Origin of the sequence: Haloarcula marina (genome assembly GCF_024218775.1) — an archaeon.
GTDB lineage: Archaea > Halobacteriota > Halobacteria > Halobacteriales > Haloarculaceae > Haloarcula > Haloarcula marina.
In genome coordinates this window covers 651441-668638 of record NZ_CP100404.1, presented here as the reverse complement: position 1 = coordinate 668638, position 17198 = coordinate 651441, and the positions used below count along the sequence as shown (strand labels likewise).

Below are 17198 nucleotides of genomic sequence, written 5' to 3'. Positions count from 1 at the left end.
CGCCAACGGCGTTCGGCTGGGAATCTGACACCGGGCCACCCGGCTTCGTCCACTCAGGCTCCCTCGCTTCGCTCAGTCACCTACCTGTTAGCAGATGCGCGTCGGTTCTGGCTCGATTGATGCGATTACACGGAGCAAAAATGGAATCAATGACACCAGAAAACGCGGTCGATGCATACCTTGCCGACCGCAAGCACGACTTGGCAGAATCGTCCCACCAGAACCACAAAAGCAGGCTTCAGCGGTTCTTGGAATGGAGCGAAGTGAACGGACTTAATGATATGAACGATGTGAGTGGTAAACATCTCCACCAGTTCAAGCAGTGGCGAGCCGAGGATGTAGCGCCAGTAACCTTGAACTATCACTTGGGAACCCTTCGTCAGTTCCTCCAGTTCTGCGAGCGTCTCGAAGTAGCCCCACGGGGAGTCCATGAACGAGTCTCGATGCCCGAAGTATCCGAAGAGGACTACGTCTCTGACCAAATCATCCTGAGAGACGAAGCAGAAGCCGTGCTTGAGTACGCCGATAAGTTTGAGTACGCATCACTCCGTCACGTCAGCTTCTATCTGCTGTGGGAAACCGGGATGCGAACCGGGGCGGCTCGGGCACTGGATGTTGACGATTTCTACCCCGAAGATGGGTATCTCGACTTGGTGAACAGACCGACGACGAAGCTCAAGAATCGAGAGCGTGGCGAGCGACAGGTGAACATCAGCGACGACCTCTGTACGGTGATACAGGACTACATCGATTCGGAGCATCCAAAAGCGCCTGACGACGAGGGCCGGATGCCACTTCTCGGAACCGGTAGTGGTCGGCCCCACTATACCACGATACAGTCACAGGTCTACACGCTCACGCGACCCTGTGCAATCGGGAAGGAGTGTCCCCACGACCGGGACCCCGTCGCATGTGAGGCGGCTACCTACCACGGGGCCAGCAAGTGTCCCGACTCTGTTGCTCCCCACGCTGTCCGTCGAGGGTCAATCACTGCTCACCGGATGGCTGACGTACCCAAAGATATCGCGTCAGACCGGATGGACGTGAGCCGAGAGGTGTTGGAAAAGCACTACGACGGACGGACTAAAGAGGAGAGGCGACGACAGCGCGAGAACTATCTGAACGGAATTTAGAATCGATTCTCTACGTGTTTGCTCGAAATTTTTCGAGTGGACCTCCAAGCTCTGCTTCACACTCCGGACACTGGTCCGCATTGTAATCCACTTTCTCGCCACACTCCTGGCACTCAAACGGATTCTCACCGCTACCAGAGCCACCTTTGACGGTTATAACCATTCCAATGATTATCATAGGTATCCCGATAATGGCTCCTACAAGGGTCAGACTCACCAAAATCCCACCCACTATCAGAAACATTCCAAGATTCTGAAAGAGCTTCTCTTGGGGAGTTCTATTGGGACCAGAGTCGGATGACTCTGTAGGCTTCTCTGTGTTCTTTGGTTCTGACCTTCCCCTACCTGCGTGCATCTTCTTCGCGTTCTCTGTATTCCCACACTCCTGGCAGACAACATCAGCAACAAGTCCAATCTTCCATTTGTCCTTTTTTACATTCTGGCTCCCGCACTCGGGACAAGGTTTCCACTTCCCGTTCTTTGAATCGACTTCATCGGAGTTCTCGGCCATGGTTTTGGATGTAGTAGCGAAGATATATTGTCTTTTCCAACCGGTTAGTTATAGAAACCGGATTTTTACACGTTTATCTTGCTGTTAACACCCGGTGCCGAAAATCTGGGCGATGGCCATTATCAACGAGAAGGTACTGGACATCATGCTCTATCTCCATGATGAACCTGCTCACGGCTACCAATTGTATGATGATATTGATGACATCTCCAAGGGACACGTTTACCAGCATCTCAAGGAACTCCGGGAAGCCGGACTGATTAAGGTGCATGAGGAGGAAACCGAGGGCCTCCAGCGCAAGACCTACAGACTGACCGAAAACGGCGAGAAGCTCCTTGAGGCGCTCGGTGAAATCTAAGTTCCATCCCGTCGCTGTTGTGCGATTTCCGAAGAATCTAACCCAATTCGAGCAGTAGTTACTATTGTGATATGATATGACGGATAGTGGAAACGCTAACCAGCAAACGCTAGACGGAGAAGTGATTGAGGACGACGATGATGAGAACAGCAAAACAAAGGACGATGGGACTGATAAAGCGTGGTTCGAAACGTGCGGGGGGTTCAATCGCTATGAGGTGATGAGTGCCTTCCAGAAGGGAGTGCGTAGGTCAGACGTGGAGGTAAGCATGTTCTGTGCTTGGGAGTTGTGCCGCTCGGGGTTCGGTTCGGTCTACTGGAGTCGCGCTAAAACCACACTCGTTGAAGACCTGATGCTCGGATACGATTCGGCCCACGTCCCGGCGGCCATCTACAATCTCGAACAGCTGGCGAAGAACAAGTTCGAGATGGATTCTCGGATGGGGTGTGGGGCGGCCATGAAGGCGGCTCGGATAATGGCCGAGGCCCCTTCGTCACATGAGGTGCTTCACATGGCCGAATATTGGGAGGGGATTGCACCAGAGCGACTGGAGGCCATCAACAACGATGAAGAGCCAGAACACGATTTTCCCGTGAACCACGACGAGTGGGGCGACAAGAGCTACCAGATTCTCGACTTACACACGAGAAGGGGGAAGGCAAAATACGGGCGGGACCTCGCTCATTTCTGGGTTGAGTCCTCCCGGACCTCAGAGATGACTCCAATAGAAAGAACCTATAAAGAGCGGTTGATGCGGAACAACGAAGCTGGTTACCCCTGGCGAGATGTAGAAGACAACGATGCGATGGACGGACCGTATGAGTTCAGCGAAGCCGAAATCGAACACGCCCTGACCTCGACCGACCGTGACGACCCGTGGAAAGGCGACGGCGACCCCGAGCAGACCCGCTTGAATGACGCTGGTTAGGACTAACCCCATTAGACGCCCCTCCTAAGGCGATTCTGGACGACGGCATCTACGGGTCCCATTAATTCTCAGTGCCAACCCGACTTGGAGGTGAGCAATGTATCTCTCTGTCAGAGCCGAACGCGGCTCTACCCCATCCATCCTCTCCCTACAGACGAGCATTGGAGTGATACTGGAGTGCCGTAGGCCGTCGTGCCTGTTGGGAGGTGCGCTGGTTCGCCCGTCGTGAGTCTCCTGCTCTACTCAGGCGGCCTCTGAGGATGGACAGAACACCTCAAAACGGTGATTTCTGGCACTCTCATCCGTAGATATAGTCCAATCGCCGTTGCCGGCATCTCCCGACTCCAACCCAGCCCCTGAGCCGAAAGATACAGTAGCCGAACCTACCTGCTGGTTGCTGTGTAGTATATAAACAAAGTCTTTGTCGCTAACCTTAGGTAAACTGACTCGTTCCACAGACATGTTTCGCCAAGATAGACCGACTCATGTCATGCGATTATACTCCAGCAGGCAGTTGAGGAATGGTTGAAACCCGGATTAGTGATTGGTAGAAATCAACCTCATAGAAACTATTAATAGGAATCGCGTTGCACTTCAGTAGATTGTCAGGACGAAAACTCATATAAGGGCCAGCTATCGTATTGATAGTTGTAATGGCATCAAACCATACGACCATCCCCGTTTCCAAGCGCACCCACGAGTTGGTGCGTAAACAAAAGCGGGCGGGCGAGTCCTACGACGACTTGCTGAAGAAGATGGTCCACCAGTACGAACCCGAGGAGGTGTCTCACTAACTGGCTTCTTGGCGGAAGGAAGGCCGACACACCGGACCACCCAGGTACCAACTGATTAGTCCGGTAGTCGTCTGGTCGCCTTCGTTGCCGGAAGCTCTGATAGCTCCCGTATGTCACAATTAGTACCACATCCGTATGAGCGTTGCGGAGACTGTGTCGCTCCTGTTGACGACCGAGTAGACCAGCGTATCGACCAGAAAAGAGCCGCAGGTAGATGTAGCAATAGAGGTGATGATAATGGCTGTTGATGATGACTCCACTGATGACGAGAGCGTTGTCAAAGCAGACCAGTTGGCTGAGGAACTCAACTACCCGACGGTCACTGAGTTGGTCGAACAAAAGGGCGAGGACGCCTTGTTCGACAGCGAAGTCATCAGATGGGCCGCCCTCGAAAAGCAAGAGCGGTCATCAGAGTGGGTTCGGTTTGCCTCTGACTTGTCTGATTACAGCGTCAACGCAAACGAGTACCAAGGGATGGTAAACAATGAGGTTGAGAGGCTTGCCGAATCAGAAGACGACGGACCAGAAGAGACGACTCCCGACGCGCCACCCGAGCCTGACACCGAATACAGGTGGGAGGTAGTAGCCGAGCGTATCCGTGACCTCTACGACGGGTACGTTCTCAGGCTGGCCGAAGCATTTGCCACCGTTCCCATCCGGATGATGATGGCTGACGTAACCGACTGCCCGATGGTGATTGCAATCGGCAATGCTTCAACCCGGAAGTCCACCGTAGCCGGCTTCTTTGGCGACATCGACCACACCAGCACTCACGACGACATCACACCGAAAGCGTTCGTCAGCCACAATGCCGATGGAGAGAAAGGAGAGTTCGACCTTCTGCCCCGCATCAAACAACGGATTATTGTCACGCCCGAGATGGGGACGTGGTTCCGGGGGGATAACGTAGATGAGTACATGGCGTTTCTGGCACGGGTTGCTGACGGCGACGGATTGATTCGGAGTACCGGTGCCCAGGGAACCCACGGGTACGAGGCCGACTATCCTGGTGAATACCGGTTCGGACTCATCGGTTGTACGACCCCGCCCGGGAAGCAGGCTTGGAACGAGATGGCCCACGTCGGGTCACGATTTCTGTTTCACGAGATGCCCAAAATCGACAACCGGGCGACATACGTGGAGAAGATGAAACGCGAGGACTACAAGCAAAAACGGGAAGAGATGACCCGGGTCGTTACCGAGTGGTGGCGAACCATCTGGCATGAATACGACGGAGAAATTGAAGATGTTCCTGAGCTGACCGACGACCAGCATGAAGCGATGGTGGTGCTGGCTGAAATCCTTGGCCACGCACGCGCTATCGACTACGGTAGCGACGGCGGCAAGAGCGGGACCGATACGTCCGAAGGCCCACTCCGAGCGACTGCCATGCTCACTCGCATGGCTCAGTCGAGGGGTATCATGTATGGGCTCGACTCCCTGAACGACGGAGACCTGGAACTGTGTGCCCGAGTCGTATTCAGTTCGATGCCCCAATATCGACGCCCACTCGTAAAGATGCTATGCGACCCTACTCACAGTGGTCCCTACGATAAAAACGATGTGACCGACCGATTGGATGTGTCGCCACCAACCGCACTCGACCAGATGAAAGAGATGGGACGACTGGGGATTGCAAGCTATAGTAGCGAACCGGTCCAAGGCGGTGAGAAGGCAGTCATCAAGCTGGCACAGAAATCTTTCCGTGGCGTCTTCGAGTCCGGGACGGTTCCGTGGCCGTTCGAGACGTAGTAGCATCCAAACAAAGCGTTAAACAGTCTCGAGTGACTGGGGGCACCCCCCTATGAAGCATTAAACAGATTCGGGGGTGCGGGGGACACCCACCTACCCCCGTAACGAGCGTTAGGGTAACTACCCCTTCATACTCCCACCTTTTTCAAAACAGACAAATAGTTGTCACTATAGGGGTTAGGGGGTGGGGTACCCGGGGTTGAATTTTTTTATTGCTTTGAACTCCGATTGGTGGAAGTGTCTGATATATTGGGGGAGAGCGCATCTGCTAACAGGCAGGTCGGTAAGGAGGGGCGCCAGATTCCAATCGATGCCGACATAGATGTTTTTATTATCCAACACGTTTTATGTTCTAATAGAGGGCACAGAATAAATGCCTCTACCCAGATACTGTTAGAGGCCGGTGATTAGGCACCGACTTGTGTTCTCTGGAGGTTAGAGAACGATGGACAATACCATCCGAGGACTGGAAAGACTGCCGGAGCAAAGAAGCGCAACCAAAAGTGATTCTATCCCGACCCCGAAAAAGGAGGTAACATCTAATAATGACTGACGACGAAATTCAACGGGAAATAAAACCACACTCTCCAATTCCTGCCAGTAGGGAAGAAATTATCAGTGACCTCCCGGACCGGAGTGTCGACTCAGAAATTGCCGCGAATTTGGTCGGGATGCGAAGGGCACATCTGAAGAAGGTGATTCGGGAAGGTCTGGATGAAACGGCAGCATCCACCATCTCTCTACAGCAATTAGCGGAGGTTTATGCGCGGATGAGGCCCCAGCCTGCGGTTCTCTGCGACAGTCACTTTACCACTGACGATGGCTTAGCTGGTCTTACTGACCTGATTGATTACTTGGAGAACCCGAATGGAAACCGATGGGACGAGAACAAATTTGGCCCGAATAAGGTCCATCAAGGGTCAGCCGTGGACCATATTGAAATGTTTCCTGAAGAGAGTGTGCAAACTGTAATTACATCTCCCCCGTACTGGGGAATGCGGGTATATTCTGAAGCATTCAACGTCTCGTGGTCAGACGGTACTGACATCGCATTTGGAGGGGAGTCAACCCCAGAAGAGTACATTCGACACACGCTTGAGTTCCTACTTCGGATGCGTCCTATTCTGAAGGAAACCGGGACAATCTGGTGGAATGTTGGGGATGTCTATAACACCCGGACAGAGATTCGTGAGACTTCTCTGGAACGGATGACAGCGATGGCGACGAACGAGGAGAGGACCTGGGCAGACCTGAATGCCAAACGTCACTCCGCAGGACATGAATATCTGAAGGATAAGGACCTAACGCTCATTCCCTATCAAATCGGCAAAGGTCTTCAGAGATGTGGATTCTATGTTCGCTCAGTAATAGTCTGGCGGAAGCAGAATGTTGTACCCGAGACAGTTGGAGACCGTCCCACTGTCGGCCACGAGGTTATTCTTCTAATTTCGAAATCGAAGCGGTACAAATTCAACGAATCCCGATGGCGTGACTTCCGAGACAAACGACTGGGTGCCCGCTCTCAATTCGAGAACGAGAATCTCCGTACCGTTTGGGACTTCGAATCGCAAGAAAGCGAAGAGACATCTGAGGTGAATAACGGAGAAATCACTGACGAACCGGACACTCGACCAATCTGGGAGATGCCACCGGCAAAGGGGGAATACCAACACGCAGCTCCCTTCCCAGTGGAACTGCCTGGCAGGTGTATCATGTTAAGTACAGAGGCAAAGTCATCGGACCTTGTCTATGACCCATTCTTAGGGTCAGGGACGACTGCTGTGGCTGCTACAAAAACGAATCGACCATGGGTCGGTTCTGAAATCTCCGAGGAGTATAAGAAGATAATCGAAAACCGTCTCGATTCGCAAACTGACGAGGACTGGGACACCTACACATCGTTCGAAGACCAGAAATTAGAAGATTTCACTGAATAAGGGATTCAGTTTTCAGTTGACTCACTACCAGGACTTCTCATAGCAAGATTTATCCATATTTTCTGTGTCTGGATAACCATATTCCCATGTCCTCGAGTGAGGGAGATGATGAGTTAACGGACGGTGGTGTGGAAGAGGCAGAAGTTCGGACTTACGGGATAAAGGAAGAGGTAGTTCGAGAATGTGTGGGTATCTTAGAGAGTGAGTCATATAACACGTTTCTTCTCCCTTATCTCATCTATCGAAAACTGACATACGAAGAGGCAGGATGTTGCGAGTCCTACTGTATCCCTGACGATTATCCTACAGTTGGGCCAACTGAGAATGAACTCTTAGAACTTTTCAACCAATTCATTAATGTTCCCGGGAATGAGGAGGGCGATGAGTACTATCGCCCCTGGGCAGTCCAAAGCCGGAATATGTGGACAGGAGACCATGTAGCTGGACGACTCGCCCACTCTACCACGAGCGGAACAATGCCCTCTACGAGTGGTCCCTTTGTGGCTGTAGCTCCAGACCAACCGTCAAGTCCTTATGACTACATTTTAGAGGAGGACCACGCTTCGAACGCGGTAGAAGAATTCAACAAGGGCGATAAGTTCGCGTTCTATCCACTGGCTGGTTATCTTCTCCGAAATTTCGTTATCGACCGCGAAGAGGAGCCGGATAGAGATACGGTGGTAGCCACATTTCGGTCAGTTTTCTGTTTCCCAAAGCAAGAAGATGGGTCTGAGCATTCAGAATTCGAGACCCTGTTTGATACCGAAAACCACCAGTTAGATGAACATCCATACGAGGTAATCTCATGAGTGGCTCATCAAGTGGACCGAGATACCATCCGCGGAATCTCGATGTCTACCAATTAGGCATCCGGCAGGTACCCAGCATCGAAAACATTAATGACGAAATTGGATTCGAAGAAGACAAAATTCGTCTCTGGCGGCGGTCGACTGAACGAAAAGGCCAATCGATATTCTACGGCCCACCGGGCACAGGGAAGACGTACATCGCCAGACAGATTGCATTAAATTTGGCTGGTCATCCAGATAGGGTGAAGGAAATCCAATTTCATCCGTCCTATTCCTATGAAGAGTTTATTCAGGGTATAAGACCGAAATATGACACGGGGGCGGGAGTCCTGAAGTATCCTCCACAATCTGGACATTTCGTAAATTTCTGTGAAAAAGCTGGTCAAGAAAGTACTGAGAACTTCGTTCTATTTATTGATGAAATCAACAGAGCGGAAACGGCTGCTGTATTCGGGGAACTCCTCTATGCGCTCGAAGACAGGGGCCTTCGAAAGGTGGACCTCCCGTATCAGACGCCTGATGGAGACTCTATTGAATTCAGCATTCCCGAAAACGTCTACATAATCGGCACAATGAATACTGCCGACCGCTCAATTGCACTCGTTGATTATGCCCTCCGGAGACGGTTTGCGATGTTCGAGATTCTGCCGAAGTATGAGACTCTCGAAATATACCATGAAAGCACTGGAATCGACGTGAGTGGCCTTATTGATGTTTTAAAAGAAATCAATCAAAAAGCGATTGGAAATCAGGATCAATATTTGGGTATCACATACTTCCTCCGTGATGATTTGGACGAGACACTACCCGATATCTGGGAGACAGAGGTGATGCCATATCTAAAAGAATACTTCGTCGAGGATATCGAGCAGGCGAAGCAGTATGAGTGGGAGAAGGTTCAGGATGACATTGACATATCGTGATGACAGAATCGAAACTCGAATCTTTCTATAGCGACTTGGAGGAAGACTACGACGCCTTTCTGGACTACTGGGAAGAGCATAGAGAGGAGATAACTGAGGGCTTCGACCGGCAACGAATTCTTCTTCCTGAGAACATCCAGACGCCCATCCCGCAATCCGGAAACAAATATGACCTTCCAGGTTTAACTAACGAAAATGTCCGAGAACTCTTGAGTGCATACGGGAGTCTGGTAGGTGTTACCTTTCCAGCCGAAAATACAGATAATATCTGGGTGCTTACAAATGAGGGATACGCAGGGAGTGCGGTCCTCTCTGGTGGGTGGTCAATTGAACTAAGACCAAAGGTACCGTTTGATAACATTCTATCAGTCGAGTCATATGTTGGAGGTCTCGAATCCTTTGAATTCTATGAACAATTTGACCGTGTAGAATCGGTCGAAGGTGTTTACGAACGTTTGGCAGAAATATTAGCAAGCGAGGTCTCCACCCTTGGCAATCGTGGGTTAGACAAATCGTATGAGACTCAGGAGGTCCAGTCTTCTTTCATCCGAGGGAGTATCGACTTCTCCAAAAGCAGCCGAGAGGCGTGGAACCCACAGCTTCATATGAAAACCCGAGAGCTGACCACAGATACGGAAAACAACCAACTAATTCTGTGGACGCTACATAAGATTCTTGAAAGCCATCAGTTCTCCCCTGAGATTCGGCATAATATCCGGCGAGCGTACAAGATTTTGGAAAATCATGTTTCTCTCGAACCCTATTCACCCCAGGATTGTCTGAGGAAAGTATACAACCGCCAGAATCAGATTTACGAGAAAATCCACGGTCTCTGCTACTTTTTTCTGAAGGCACTCGGACCTACAATTCAAGCTGGTGAACGAATCACGAGACCTTACACGGTCCACATGCCAACACTCTACGAGGAGTATATCTCGAAATGGTTAGATGAAGAATTTCTTCCAGAATTCCAGGTGGAGTCCAAGGTCAACGTCCAGATTGATGATGACTTCAAGAAGCGGTTTGAGATTGACTTTCTGCTGTTCAAAAGAAATGAACCAATTTGCGTGATGGATGCAAAATATAAGATTCCGAGTGGTCCATCTCCTGAGACCTTGCAACAATTGGCTGCCTATGCTATTTCTCAAGGTCTGAACGAGGCACTCATTATTCACCCTTACTCTTTCGAAAACCGGGTGAATATGTGGGTTGGACCAGTTCGAATACGGGATATCGTATTCCCTCTTTCAAGCGATATTCATTCAGCCGGTATCGAATTTAATGACGAATTTTCTAACCTATCTAACTCATTTTTGCTGTAAGGCCTGTTATTTGATTCCCCGATGCCGACATAGAATGTCTTATTATCTAACATGTTTTATGTTCTAATAGGGACCACAGAATAACCCGCTCTGGTCAGTCACGGTCAGAGGAACCCGGTGCGAGGACACCGGGCAACTGTGGTTCCCAATGGAGAGCGAACCACGTATGAGTTCATCCACTGGCAAGACTAAGGTTTCACGGTCAATCGCACAGGGCGACAAAGACACGATTCTCGAACGACACCTGGCGCAGGTCAACGGTCACGACCTCGCCAAGTGCGAAGGTTGGGAAGGCCCGCTTACTCCCGAGGAGCGACGGCAGGGAGTCAACCAGTGGTACACCTTCTACGCCTGCGAGAACTGTGCCACGGAGACGACTCTGCCACCCCACCGCTGGGAAACCATCGAGTGCGAGGGTCAGCGATGAGTGGGAATCTGCCACCGGGCGTCACCGCCTCGGACATCGACCGTCACTACGGGGGCGGCATCCCGGACCACGAACACGAGTGGGTTCCGGTCCAAGGGCTGTCGCCAGTCCTCGAAGACATGGCCGCTATCTTTCACGAACAGTGCCACTGGGCCGAGGTCGTCAACTCCTATACCGACCACCGACGCGACGAAACCTACTACGAAACCGGTGCCGAGTGTGAGGCCGAGCGCCACTACCGGTTCGAACTGACCTACGTCGAACTTCCCTGCGGACAACGCCTGGACCGAGACGATATCGACCGGCTGGAAGCAGGGGGCGACGAGTCAATGTTCGAGGCTATGCTGGACGCCGTGATAGGGGCCGAGCGAGCCTTCCCCGAGGATACTGAGGTCGTGGACATCGACCCCTACCCCGAGGTTGGGCAGGTGGTCGTGCGTCACGACGGATACGAACTCGGTTACGGGGGTGAGGCCTGATGTCCTCAGAATCGGTTCAGCCCGAGGTCGAACCCCGAACCATCCGAGCGGCTACTGAGCATATAACGATTATCGAGGAAGCCCGGTCGCTGTTCTCGGTCACCACGGAGTCAGGGTCCGAGTACACGGTGGACCTCCGAGAACCTGCCTGTACGTGCCCGGACTTCGAGCATCGAAGCGAGCAACTGGGTGAGCAGGGTTGCAAGCACATTCGACGGGTCCGCATCGAGGTCGGTCAAGTCGATACCGACGGGCTCAAAACCCGACTCGCAGAGACGGCTGACGACCTCGACGCGAACGCCGCTGACCTCGAACAGCATGCCCTGGAACTCAGGGAAACCGCCGACAAACTCCGTGATACCCTGGACCGGTTAGGGGAGGTGTCGAGTGATGCTTGAACGGTTCGCCTACTGGACTGTGGTGTTGGCCCCTCCGGACGTTCTACTACCCTGCCATCCGTCCGCTGGGACGATTTACGGGACGTAAAGAGCGGGCGGAACGTCTCATCGAGGTTTTAGCGAGGAGAACATCGAGCGTACGATGGACGCGCTGGAGGGAGACGAATGAGCCGTCCTGACCCTGAGGCGGCACTCTCAGGAGTCAGTACGGGTCATATCTGTGACCGATGCAACCGCCGCATCCAGCATGGCGACAAGGCTGGTATATACGTGACGTGGTACGACGAGGGTGGTTGGACACCCCGGCGAACGTGGTGCCTCGACTGTTGTCCCGACGAGGTGAACCCTGGAACAGACGGAGCCGACGAGGCCATTCTACTGGGGGTATTCTTCGCACACAAGCTCGTGGGTGTGACCGTCAGAGACAGGAGCCGTCCGGCCACACTGTAGGGGATGGGACTGACCGGATGAGGCCTTCGTCCTATCACGGCCATGAGGAGGGTAAACATCTCAGACTAAAATATTAAGTGACCGGTGAAGATTTTGTCAGACGTGAATAGACTCCGCAATATATTGCTCGCAATTCGGGAGAGAATAATTCCTATTTTAGCGTCTGTTCCATTAATTGCCTTAGGTATCTTCGCTATGTTGGAATACGTAAATGAGATAAATTACCTGAATATACAGTTCCCACTCGATTCTACTGAGTTTGGACAACTCTCTGGGGCATTTATCTCGATTTTCCTTACGTATGCGCTGGTGATACTGTACTGGCAACAAAAGCGCGTTCAGGAAAACCAGCAGGAGTTATTAGAGCAACAGCATGAGCCGCTTCTGAGTGGGGAAGTGGCAACACTCCATATCGTCTCAGCCCAGTTTCGGATACGGAATACCGGTTCAGCACCAGCTTATGAAGTTGAAGCTAACTGGGAAATCGCCGGTCAATCACGGACATGGGAAATTCCGACGTTGGTGCCCGGAGAGTCATTCGGTTTTCCAATTCTTGTAGATGACAACGATAACTGGCTTTTGAACACGGAAGAGATTGATGAATACCTACAGGACAAAGGCTCCGATGGGAAAATCTCGTATACTATTTCCTGTACGAACCCACAGAAGGAAACTCGAACATTTGAGGGCATTGTGGACTTTTCAATCCTCTCAAAACGCTCTGAAGCTAATGAGCTTTGGGAGACAGAACCATTAGAAGAAATTTCGAACGAGATTGGAAAAATGAGAAAAGATATTCGGAAGATATCTCGATATACTGAGAAAGAAAAGAAAGAGGTTAATTGGCAAGTTAGAGCAACTCAAACTGAATTGATTCTTAGATATATTAGGGAGTTCGGTCCCTTAGATGTCGAAGAGCTTCAAGGATTAACCGGCATTAGAGAGCATGACCTACGGCGGAAAATTGAGCGACTTAATGAATTAGGTGAAATAGCCCACGATGAAAGGACAGATACTCTCAAAATAGGGCCAAGTTCAGGACCCAATCGAACCATAGATGACGATTACAACTAACCATGTTTTGGAAGCTCGGCCCTGGCAATTTTGTGCATTTTGTGATAAGACTGAATCACACTATACAATCTCTGCTTTGCCAGAACAAGATACCTCTGACGACCGGTACCTGAGAGCGTGCATAGACTGTTTCAATGATTTAGTGGCTAATTCTAGCCCATCTGGATGCGCCTACTGTGGAAACTTAGCCCAATATGGTTCTACGCGAGCAGAACGATTCAATAAGTTTGGCTCAAGAACTTCTGTCGATATACGGCACGTACCTGACGAGCGGGTTCTCTGTGAGCACCACTTTACAGAGCTACGTGACCGATTAGAAAAAGAGCGAACACAATACACGCTTGACGATTTTTCCTAACTAAATAGCCGGTACACCCAAAGAGTAATAGAGACATGACACGCGCTCACTGCTAACAGAAGAGTTGGAACTCGGTCAGTACGTTCTGGAGCTACCACGTACCACCTACAGTACGTAGGAGTCCCGCAACTCATTCTGGCTGAAAGAGATTGTGCGAGGATAAACACTAATTCCCATCGATGTGTCGTGCCCACTAACTCAATGACTCGACGCCAAGACCTCGATAGATTCTATTCTTTACTGGATGAGTTAGAGAAGACAGTCGGCGGGAAGCGGAAGCTCAAGAACTGCCATGGTCGGATGGACTGGCCGGACCGAGGAATCTACTTTTTCTTCCACCCGAGCGAAACCAGGGAGTCAACTAACCAGCTACAGCTAACGCGAATAGGGACCCACGCCGTTTCGACAGGGAGTGGAACCTCACTCTGGAACCGGTTGCGAACGCATCGAGGTGCCAAGCGTGGAACCTACGAAGATGGAGGCAATCATCGGGGGTCAGTATTCAGGAAACGTGTCGGAGAAGCACTGATAGAACGGGACGGACAGCACGAGGAGTATCCTGAATGGGGTGTCGGGTCAAGCGCCGCGCGTGAATTACGATTAGAAGAACTGGAAATGGAACAGCGCGTCAGCGAATACCTGCGTGACCTTCCGTTTCTATGGGTGAAGGTCGATGATGAACCCGGCCCAGAGAGTGACCGTGCCTACATTGAGCGAAATTCGATTGCATTGGTGAGCAATGTCGGTAGCGAATTAATCGACCCCAGGGACGAGGAGTGGCTCGGTCACCACAGTCCAGTATCGGATATTCGAGAGTCGGGGCTATGGAATATCAATCATGTCTCTGAGAACTATCGACCTGAGTTTTTGGACACCCTTGCTGGATACATCGACGCCACTCCGGCACTCGACTAAATCCGTTCATTGTACCAGGCGAGTGTCTCCCCGTAGCGCAGGCCGTCAGTAGGCGTCTCGATACCTACCCCGGTATCTGTGAGCAGTGGAAGAAGTTTCTCGGTATAGTCACGTCCAGCATGGAGCACCAGTCTGTTGTCCTCCACGAGCAAACCCTCTCTCTGTAGCTGTTCGTAGATTGTTTGCGACCACTCTCGCTTCCGGCTCACCGATGCCCCGTTCAATGTCTCTTCGTACGGCTCGATAGTTGGTCCGTCAGGGTGGAGCAGATGATGTTTTGCGGAGAGGATGTACCATGCGCCGTGATTCGCTTCGACGTATTCTCGGGCCTTCCTGAAGAACGCTGACTCAGTGTAGAGTTCGGCGGGTTTGGCGGCCTGCTCTAGTTTGCTCTTCGTACAGCTTACCAAACCAATCTCCATGATTGAGATAGATATGGAGACGCTGGGGTCAAGTGCTTTTCTTAGTTAGCGACACGAGCATCTGCTAACAGGAATGGCGGCCTAAAATATCCCGTTTATAGGGTACACGTCTTTCACTCATTCCGGCTATGACGAAACACCACCAGATTATTGCTAATTCGACATGTATTATATTGTGTAATCGCACCACTCAAAGCCATGATGACGAAACGGGTTGAACTCTCGATTCTCTCAAACGGCGAAAATCGAGGGTTTCAATCCAATGGTGAAAATCCACAATCGCAGGAAAGCAACGGGATACCCCGCAAGGGGCTATTGAGATTCAAAGACGGAAGTACATGGACTCGCCGGGATTTGAACCCGGGGCCTCTTCCTTGCGAAGGAAGCGATCTGCCACTGATCTACGAGCCCGCATCTCCCTCTCAAACGCGGGGTCGTAAAAACCCTGCGCGTGAGGGCGTACTTCGATAGCGATTCACACGGAACGTGGTGTGGGTGTGTCCCGGCGTGCGATTCGGGGCGGGTAACGGTGTCGACGCGGCCTCGATTCAGGTCCGAAAGACGTGCGTCTTTCGGCCTTCGTGAGGCGGGTGCCTCACTCAGTCTTCGAGGACGATTTCGATGGAGACGTCGTTGGGCACCTGGATGCGCATCAGTTGGCGCAGCGCCCGTTCGTCCGCATCGATGTCGATGAGCCGCTTGTGGACCCGCATCTCCCAGTGTTCCCACGTCGCGGTCCCCTCACCGTCGGGGGACTTGCGGGTGGGGACTTCCAGCGTCTTCGTCGGGAGCGGGACGGGGCCGGAGAGTTCGACGCCCGTCTTCTCCGCTATCTCCCGCACGTCGGCGCAGATGTCGTCGAGGTCCTCGGGGCTTGTGCCCGCGAGCCGAACGCGTGCCTGCTGGGACATGTGTTATCGCTCGTTGACGCTGAGGACCTTGCCAGCGGCGATGGTCTGACCCATGTCGCGGATAGCGAACGAACCGAGCTCCGGAATCTCGGAGGACGGCTCGATGCTGAGCGGCTTCTGGGGTCGGACCGTGACGACTGCGGCGTCGCCGTTCTGGATGAAGTCCGGGTTCTCCTCGGCGACCTCGCCGGAGGACGGGTCGATCTTCTTGTCGATGGACTCGACGGTACAGGCGACCTGCGCGGTGTGCGCGTGGAAGACCGGCGTGTACCCTTCCGTGATGACGGAGGGGTGCTGCATCACGACGATCTGGGCCTGGAACGTCTCGGCGACCGACGGCGGGTCCTCGGCGGGACCACAGACGTCACCGCGGCGGATGTCGTCCTTGCCGACGCCGCGGACGTTGAACCCGACGTTGTCACCGGGTTCGGCCTGCGGAACCTCTTCGTGGTGCATCTCGACGGTCTTGACCTCGCCAGCGACGTCAGACGGCTGGAAGCTGACGTTGTCGCCGGTCTTGAGGATACCCGTCTCGACACGGCCGACCGGGACCGTCCCGATGCCGGAGATGGTGTACACGTCCTGAATCGGCAGTCGGAGCGGCGCGTCCGTCGGCGGCTCCGGGGCCGGAAGGTTGTTGAGCGCTTCGAGGAGGATTTCGCCGTCGTACCAACCCGTGTTGTCGGAGGCTTCGGCGATGTTGTCGCCCTCGAAGGCCGAGATCGGGATGAACTCGGCGTCGTCGGTGTTGAAGCGGACCTGGTTCAGCAGTTCCTTGACTTCCTCGACGGTCTGCTTGTAGTCGGACTCGCTGTAGTCGACGAGGTCCATCTTGTTGACGGCGACGATGAGTTCGCCGATGCCCAGCGTACGGGCCAGGAAGACGTGTTCCTGCGTCTGCGGCTGAACACCGTCGTCAGCGGCGACGACGAGGACGGCGTTGTCGGCCTGGCTCGCGCCGGTAATCATGTTCTTCACGAAGTCGCGGTGACCAGGACAGTCGACGATGGTGAAGTCGTAGGTGTCGGTGCTGAACTCCTGGTGGGCGATGTCGATAGTGACACCGCGTTCGCGCTCTTCGGCGAGGTTGTCCATGACGTAGGCGAATTCGAAGCCGCCCTTGCCCTTCTCCTCGGCCTCTTCTTTGTGCTGTTCGATGACGTGCTCCGGTACCGATCCTGTCTCGTAGAGGAGTCGGCCGACGAGCGTGCTCTTCCCGTGGTCAACGTGGCCGATGATGGCCAGGTTCTGGTGTTGTTCGTCGCTCATTGTTATTTCTCACGCGCAGGGGCGCTAT

Annotated in this window: 18 protein-coding genes and 1 tRNA gene; 14 read left to right on the top strand and 5 right to left on the bottom strand. The window is 52.7% G+C overall.

Annotation, left to right across the window (positions count from 1 at the left end):
* Nucleotides 1-149: 149 nt before the first annotated feature.
* Nucleotides 150-1133: a tyrosine-type recombinase/integrase gene (locus NJQ44_RS03480; protein ID WP_254273292.1), complete on the top strand. Its 984-nt coding sequence runs from the start codon at nt 150-152 to the stop codon at nt 1131-1133.
* A gap of 10 nt (nt 1134-1143) precedes the next feature.
* Here NJQ44_RS03480 and NJQ44_RS03475 read toward each other — a convergent pair whose 3' ends face one another.
* The gene (locus NJQ44_RS03475; RefSeq protein WP_254273291.1) at nt 1144-1644 is read right to left on the bottom strand and encodes a hypothetical protein; all 501 of its coding nucleotides are present in this window, start codon (nt 1642-1644) and stop codon (nt 1144-1146) included.
* Nucleotides 1645-1738: 94 nt separating this feature from the next.
* Here NJQ44_RS03475 and NJQ44_RS03470 point away from each other — a divergent pair, with 94 nt between their 5' ends.
* The 13 genes from NJQ44_RS03470 to NJQ44_RS03410 all read left to right on the top strand — a co-directional run bounded on the left by NJQ44_RS03470 (nt 1739) and on the right by NJQ44_RS03410 (nt 14568).
* Nucleotides 1739-2002: a PadR family transcriptional regulator gene (locus NJQ44_RS03470; protein WP_254273290.1), complete on the top strand. Its 264-nt coding sequence runs from the start codon at nt 1739-1741 to the stop codon at nt 2000-2002.
* Nucleotides 2003-2123: 121 nt separating this feature from the next.
* Nucleotides 2124-2930: a hypothetical protein gene (locus tag NJQ44_RS03465; protein WP_254273289.1), complete on the top strand. Its 807-nt coding sequence runs from the start codon at nt 2124-2126 to the stop codon at nt 2928-2930.
* 653 nt (nt 2931-3583) lie between these two features.
* Nucleotides 3584-3724, top strand: coding sequence for a hypothetical protein (locus tag NJQ44_RS03460; RefSeq protein ID WP_254273288.1), 141 nt, complete (start codon nt 3584-3586; stop codon nt 3722-3724).
* Between the two features lie 237 nt (nt 3725-3961).
* Complete coding sequence (locus tag NJQ44_RS03455) at nt 3962-5476, top strand: hypothetical protein (RefSeq protein WP_254273287.1); 1515 nt, start codon at nt 3962-3964, stop codon at nt 5474-5476.
* 545 nt (nt 5477-6021) lie between these two features.
* Entirely contained in the window at nt 6022-7413 is a 1392-nt protein-coding gene (locus NJQ44_RS03450) for a DNA-methyltransferase (protein ID WP_254273286.1), read from the top strand.
* Nucleotides 7414-7499: 86 nt separating this feature from the next.
* The gene (locus NJQ44_RS03445; protein ID WP_254273285.1) at nt 7500-8222 is read left to right on the top strand and encodes a hypothetical protein; all 723 of its coding nucleotides are present in this window, start codon (nt 7500-7502) and stop codon (nt 8220-8222) included.
* Nucleotides 8219-9145, top strand: coding sequence for an McrB family protein (locus NJQ44_RS03440; RefSeq protein ID WP_254273284.1), 927 nt, complete (start codon nt 8219-8221; stop codon nt 9143-9145). Before NJQ44_RS03445 ends, NJQ44_RS03440 begins: the two co-directional genes overlap by 4 nt.
* Complete coding sequence (locus tag NJQ44_RS03435) at nt 9145-10467, top strand: McrC family protein (RefSeq protein WP_254273283.1); 1323 nt, start codon at nt 9145-9147, stop codon at nt 10465-10467. The genes NJQ44_RS03440 and NJQ44_RS03435 overlap by 1 nt, the downstream gene beginning before the upstream one ends.
* 166 nt (nt 10468-10633) lie before the next feature.
* A complete protein-coding gene (locus NJQ44_RS03430; protein WP_254273282.1) occupies nt 10634-10894 on the top strand; it encodes a hypothetical protein in 261 nt (86 codons plus the stop codon).
* Nucleotides 10891-11373 (top strand): hypothetical protein, encoded by a 483-nt coding sequence (locus NJQ44_RS03425; RefSeq protein ID WP_254273281.1) that lies wholly within the window; start codon nt 10891-10893, stop codon nt 11371-11373. Before NJQ44_RS03430 ends, NJQ44_RS03425 begins: the two co-directional genes overlap by 4 nt.
* Nucleotides 11373-11771 (top strand): SWIM zinc finger family protein, encoded by a 399-nt coding sequence (locus tag NJQ44_RS03420; RefSeq protein ID WP_254273280.1) that lies wholly within the window; start codon nt 11373-11375, stop codon nt 11769-11771. Before NJQ44_RS03425 ends, NJQ44_RS03420 begins: the two co-directional genes overlap by 1 nt.
* A 552-nt stretch (nt 11772-12323) precedes the next feature.
* The gene (locus tag NJQ44_RS03415) at nt 12324-13295 is read left to right on the top strand and encodes a winged helix DNA-binding domain-containing protein (protein ID WP_254273279.1); all 972 of its coding nucleotides are present in this window, start codon (nt 12324-12326) and stop codon (nt 13293-13295) included.
* A gap of 559 nt (nt 13296-13854) precedes the next feature.
* Nucleotides 13855-14568, top strand: coding sequence for a GIY-YIG domain-containing protein (locus tag NJQ44_RS03410; protein ID WP_254273278.1), 714 nt, complete (start codon nt 13855-13857; stop codon nt 14566-14568).
* On the opposite strand, the gene NJQ44_RS03405 is transcribed toward NJQ44_RS03410, so the two are convergent.
* From NJQ44_RS03405 to tuf, 4 genes are all read right to left on the bottom strand, one after another.
* Nucleotides 14565-14990 carry a DUF6884 domain-containing protein gene (locus tag NJQ44_RS03405; RefSeq protein ID WP_254273277.1) on the bottom strand — a complete coding sequence of 142 codons (426 nt, stop codon included), beginning with the start codon at nt 14988-14990 and terminating at the stop codon, nt 14565-14567. The two genes, NJQ44_RS03410 and NJQ44_RS03405, sit on opposite strands and share 4 nt — an antisense overlap.
* Before the next feature lie 339 nt (nt 14991-15329).
* Nucleotides 15330-15401, bottom strand: a tRNA-Ala gene (locus NJQ44_RS03400).
* 188 nt (nt 15402-15589) lie between these two features.
* Entirely contained in the window at nt 15590-15901 is a 312-nt protein-coding gene (gene rpsJ, locus NJQ44_RS03395) for a 30S ribosomal protein S10 (protein ID WP_135305362.1), read from the bottom strand.
* Between the two features lie 3 nt (nt 15902-15904).
* Nucleotides 15905-17170 (bottom strand): translation elongation factor EF-1 subunit alpha, encoded by a 1266-nt coding sequence (gene tuf / locus NJQ44_RS03390; protein ID WP_254273276.1) that lies wholly within the window; start codon nt 17168-17170, stop codon nt 15905-15907.
* Between the last annotated feature and the right edge of the window lie 28 nt (nt 17171-17198).

What these genes read in the sequence shown, in the direction of transcription:
- NJQ44_RS03480 (WP_254273292.1), top strand. Translation starts at nt 150, where the DNA reads ATGACACCAGAAAACGCGGTCGATGCATACCTTGCCGACCGCAAGCAC.
- NJQ44_RS03475 (WP_254273291.1), bottom strand. Translation starts at nt 1,644, where the DNA reads ATGGCCGAGAACTCCGATGAAGTCGATTCAAAGAACGGGAAGTGGAAA.
- NJQ44_RS03460 (WP_254273288.1), top strand. Translation starts at nt 3,584, where the DNA reads ATGGCATCAAACCATACGACCATCCCCGTTTCCAAGCGCACCCACGAG.
- NJQ44_RS03455 (WP_254273287.1), top strand. Translation starts at nt 3,962, where the DNA reads ATGGCTGTTGATGATGACTCCACTGATGACGAGAGCGTTGTCAAAGCA.
- NJQ44_RS03450 (WP_254273286.1), top strand. Translation starts at nt 6,022, where the DNA reads ATGACTGACGACGAAATTCAACGGGAAATAAAACCACACTCTCCAATT.
- NJQ44_RS03445 (WP_254273285.1), top strand. Translation starts at nt 7,500, where the DNA reads ATGTCCTCGAGTGAGGGAGATGATGAGTTAACGGACGGTGGTGTGGAA.
- NJQ44_RS03440 (WP_254273284.1), top strand. Translation starts at nt 8,219, where the DNA reads ATGAGTGGCTCATCAAGTGGACCGAGATACCATCCGCGGAATCTCGAT.
- NJQ44_RS03435 (WP_254273283.1), top strand. Translation starts at nt 9,145, where the DNA reads ATGACAGAATCGAAACTCGAATCTTTCTATAGCGACTTGGAGGAAGAC.
- NJQ44_RS03430 (WP_254273282.1), top strand. Translation starts at nt 10,634, where the DNA reads ATGAGTTCATCCACTGGCAAGACTAAGGTTTCACGGTCAATCGCACAG.
- NJQ44_RS03425 (WP_254273281.1), top strand. Translation starts at nt 10,891, where the DNA reads ATGAGTGGGAATCTGCCACCGGGCGTCACCGCCTCGGACATCGACCGT.
- NJQ44_RS03420 (WP_254273280.1), top strand. Translation starts at nt 11,373, where the DNA reads ATGTCCTCAGAATCGGTTCAGCCCGAGGTCGAACCCCGAACCATCCGA.
- NJQ44_RS03410 (WP_254273278.1), top strand. Translation starts at nt 13,855, where the DNA reads ATGACTCGACGCCAAGACCTCGATAGATTCTATTCTTTACTGGATGAG.
- NJQ44_RS03405 (WP_254273277.1), bottom strand. Translation starts at nt 14,990, where the DNA reads ATGGAGATTGGTTTGGTAAGCTGTACGAAGAGCAAACTAGAGCAGGCC.
- rpsJ (WP_135305362.1), bottom strand. Translation starts at nt 15,901, where the DNA reads ATGTCCCAGCAGGCACGCGTTCGGCTCGCGGGCACAAGCCCCGAGGAC.
- tuf (WP_254273276.1), bottom strand. Translation starts at nt 17,170, where the DNA reads ATGAGCGACGAACAACACCAGAACCTGGCCATCATCGGCCACGTTGAC.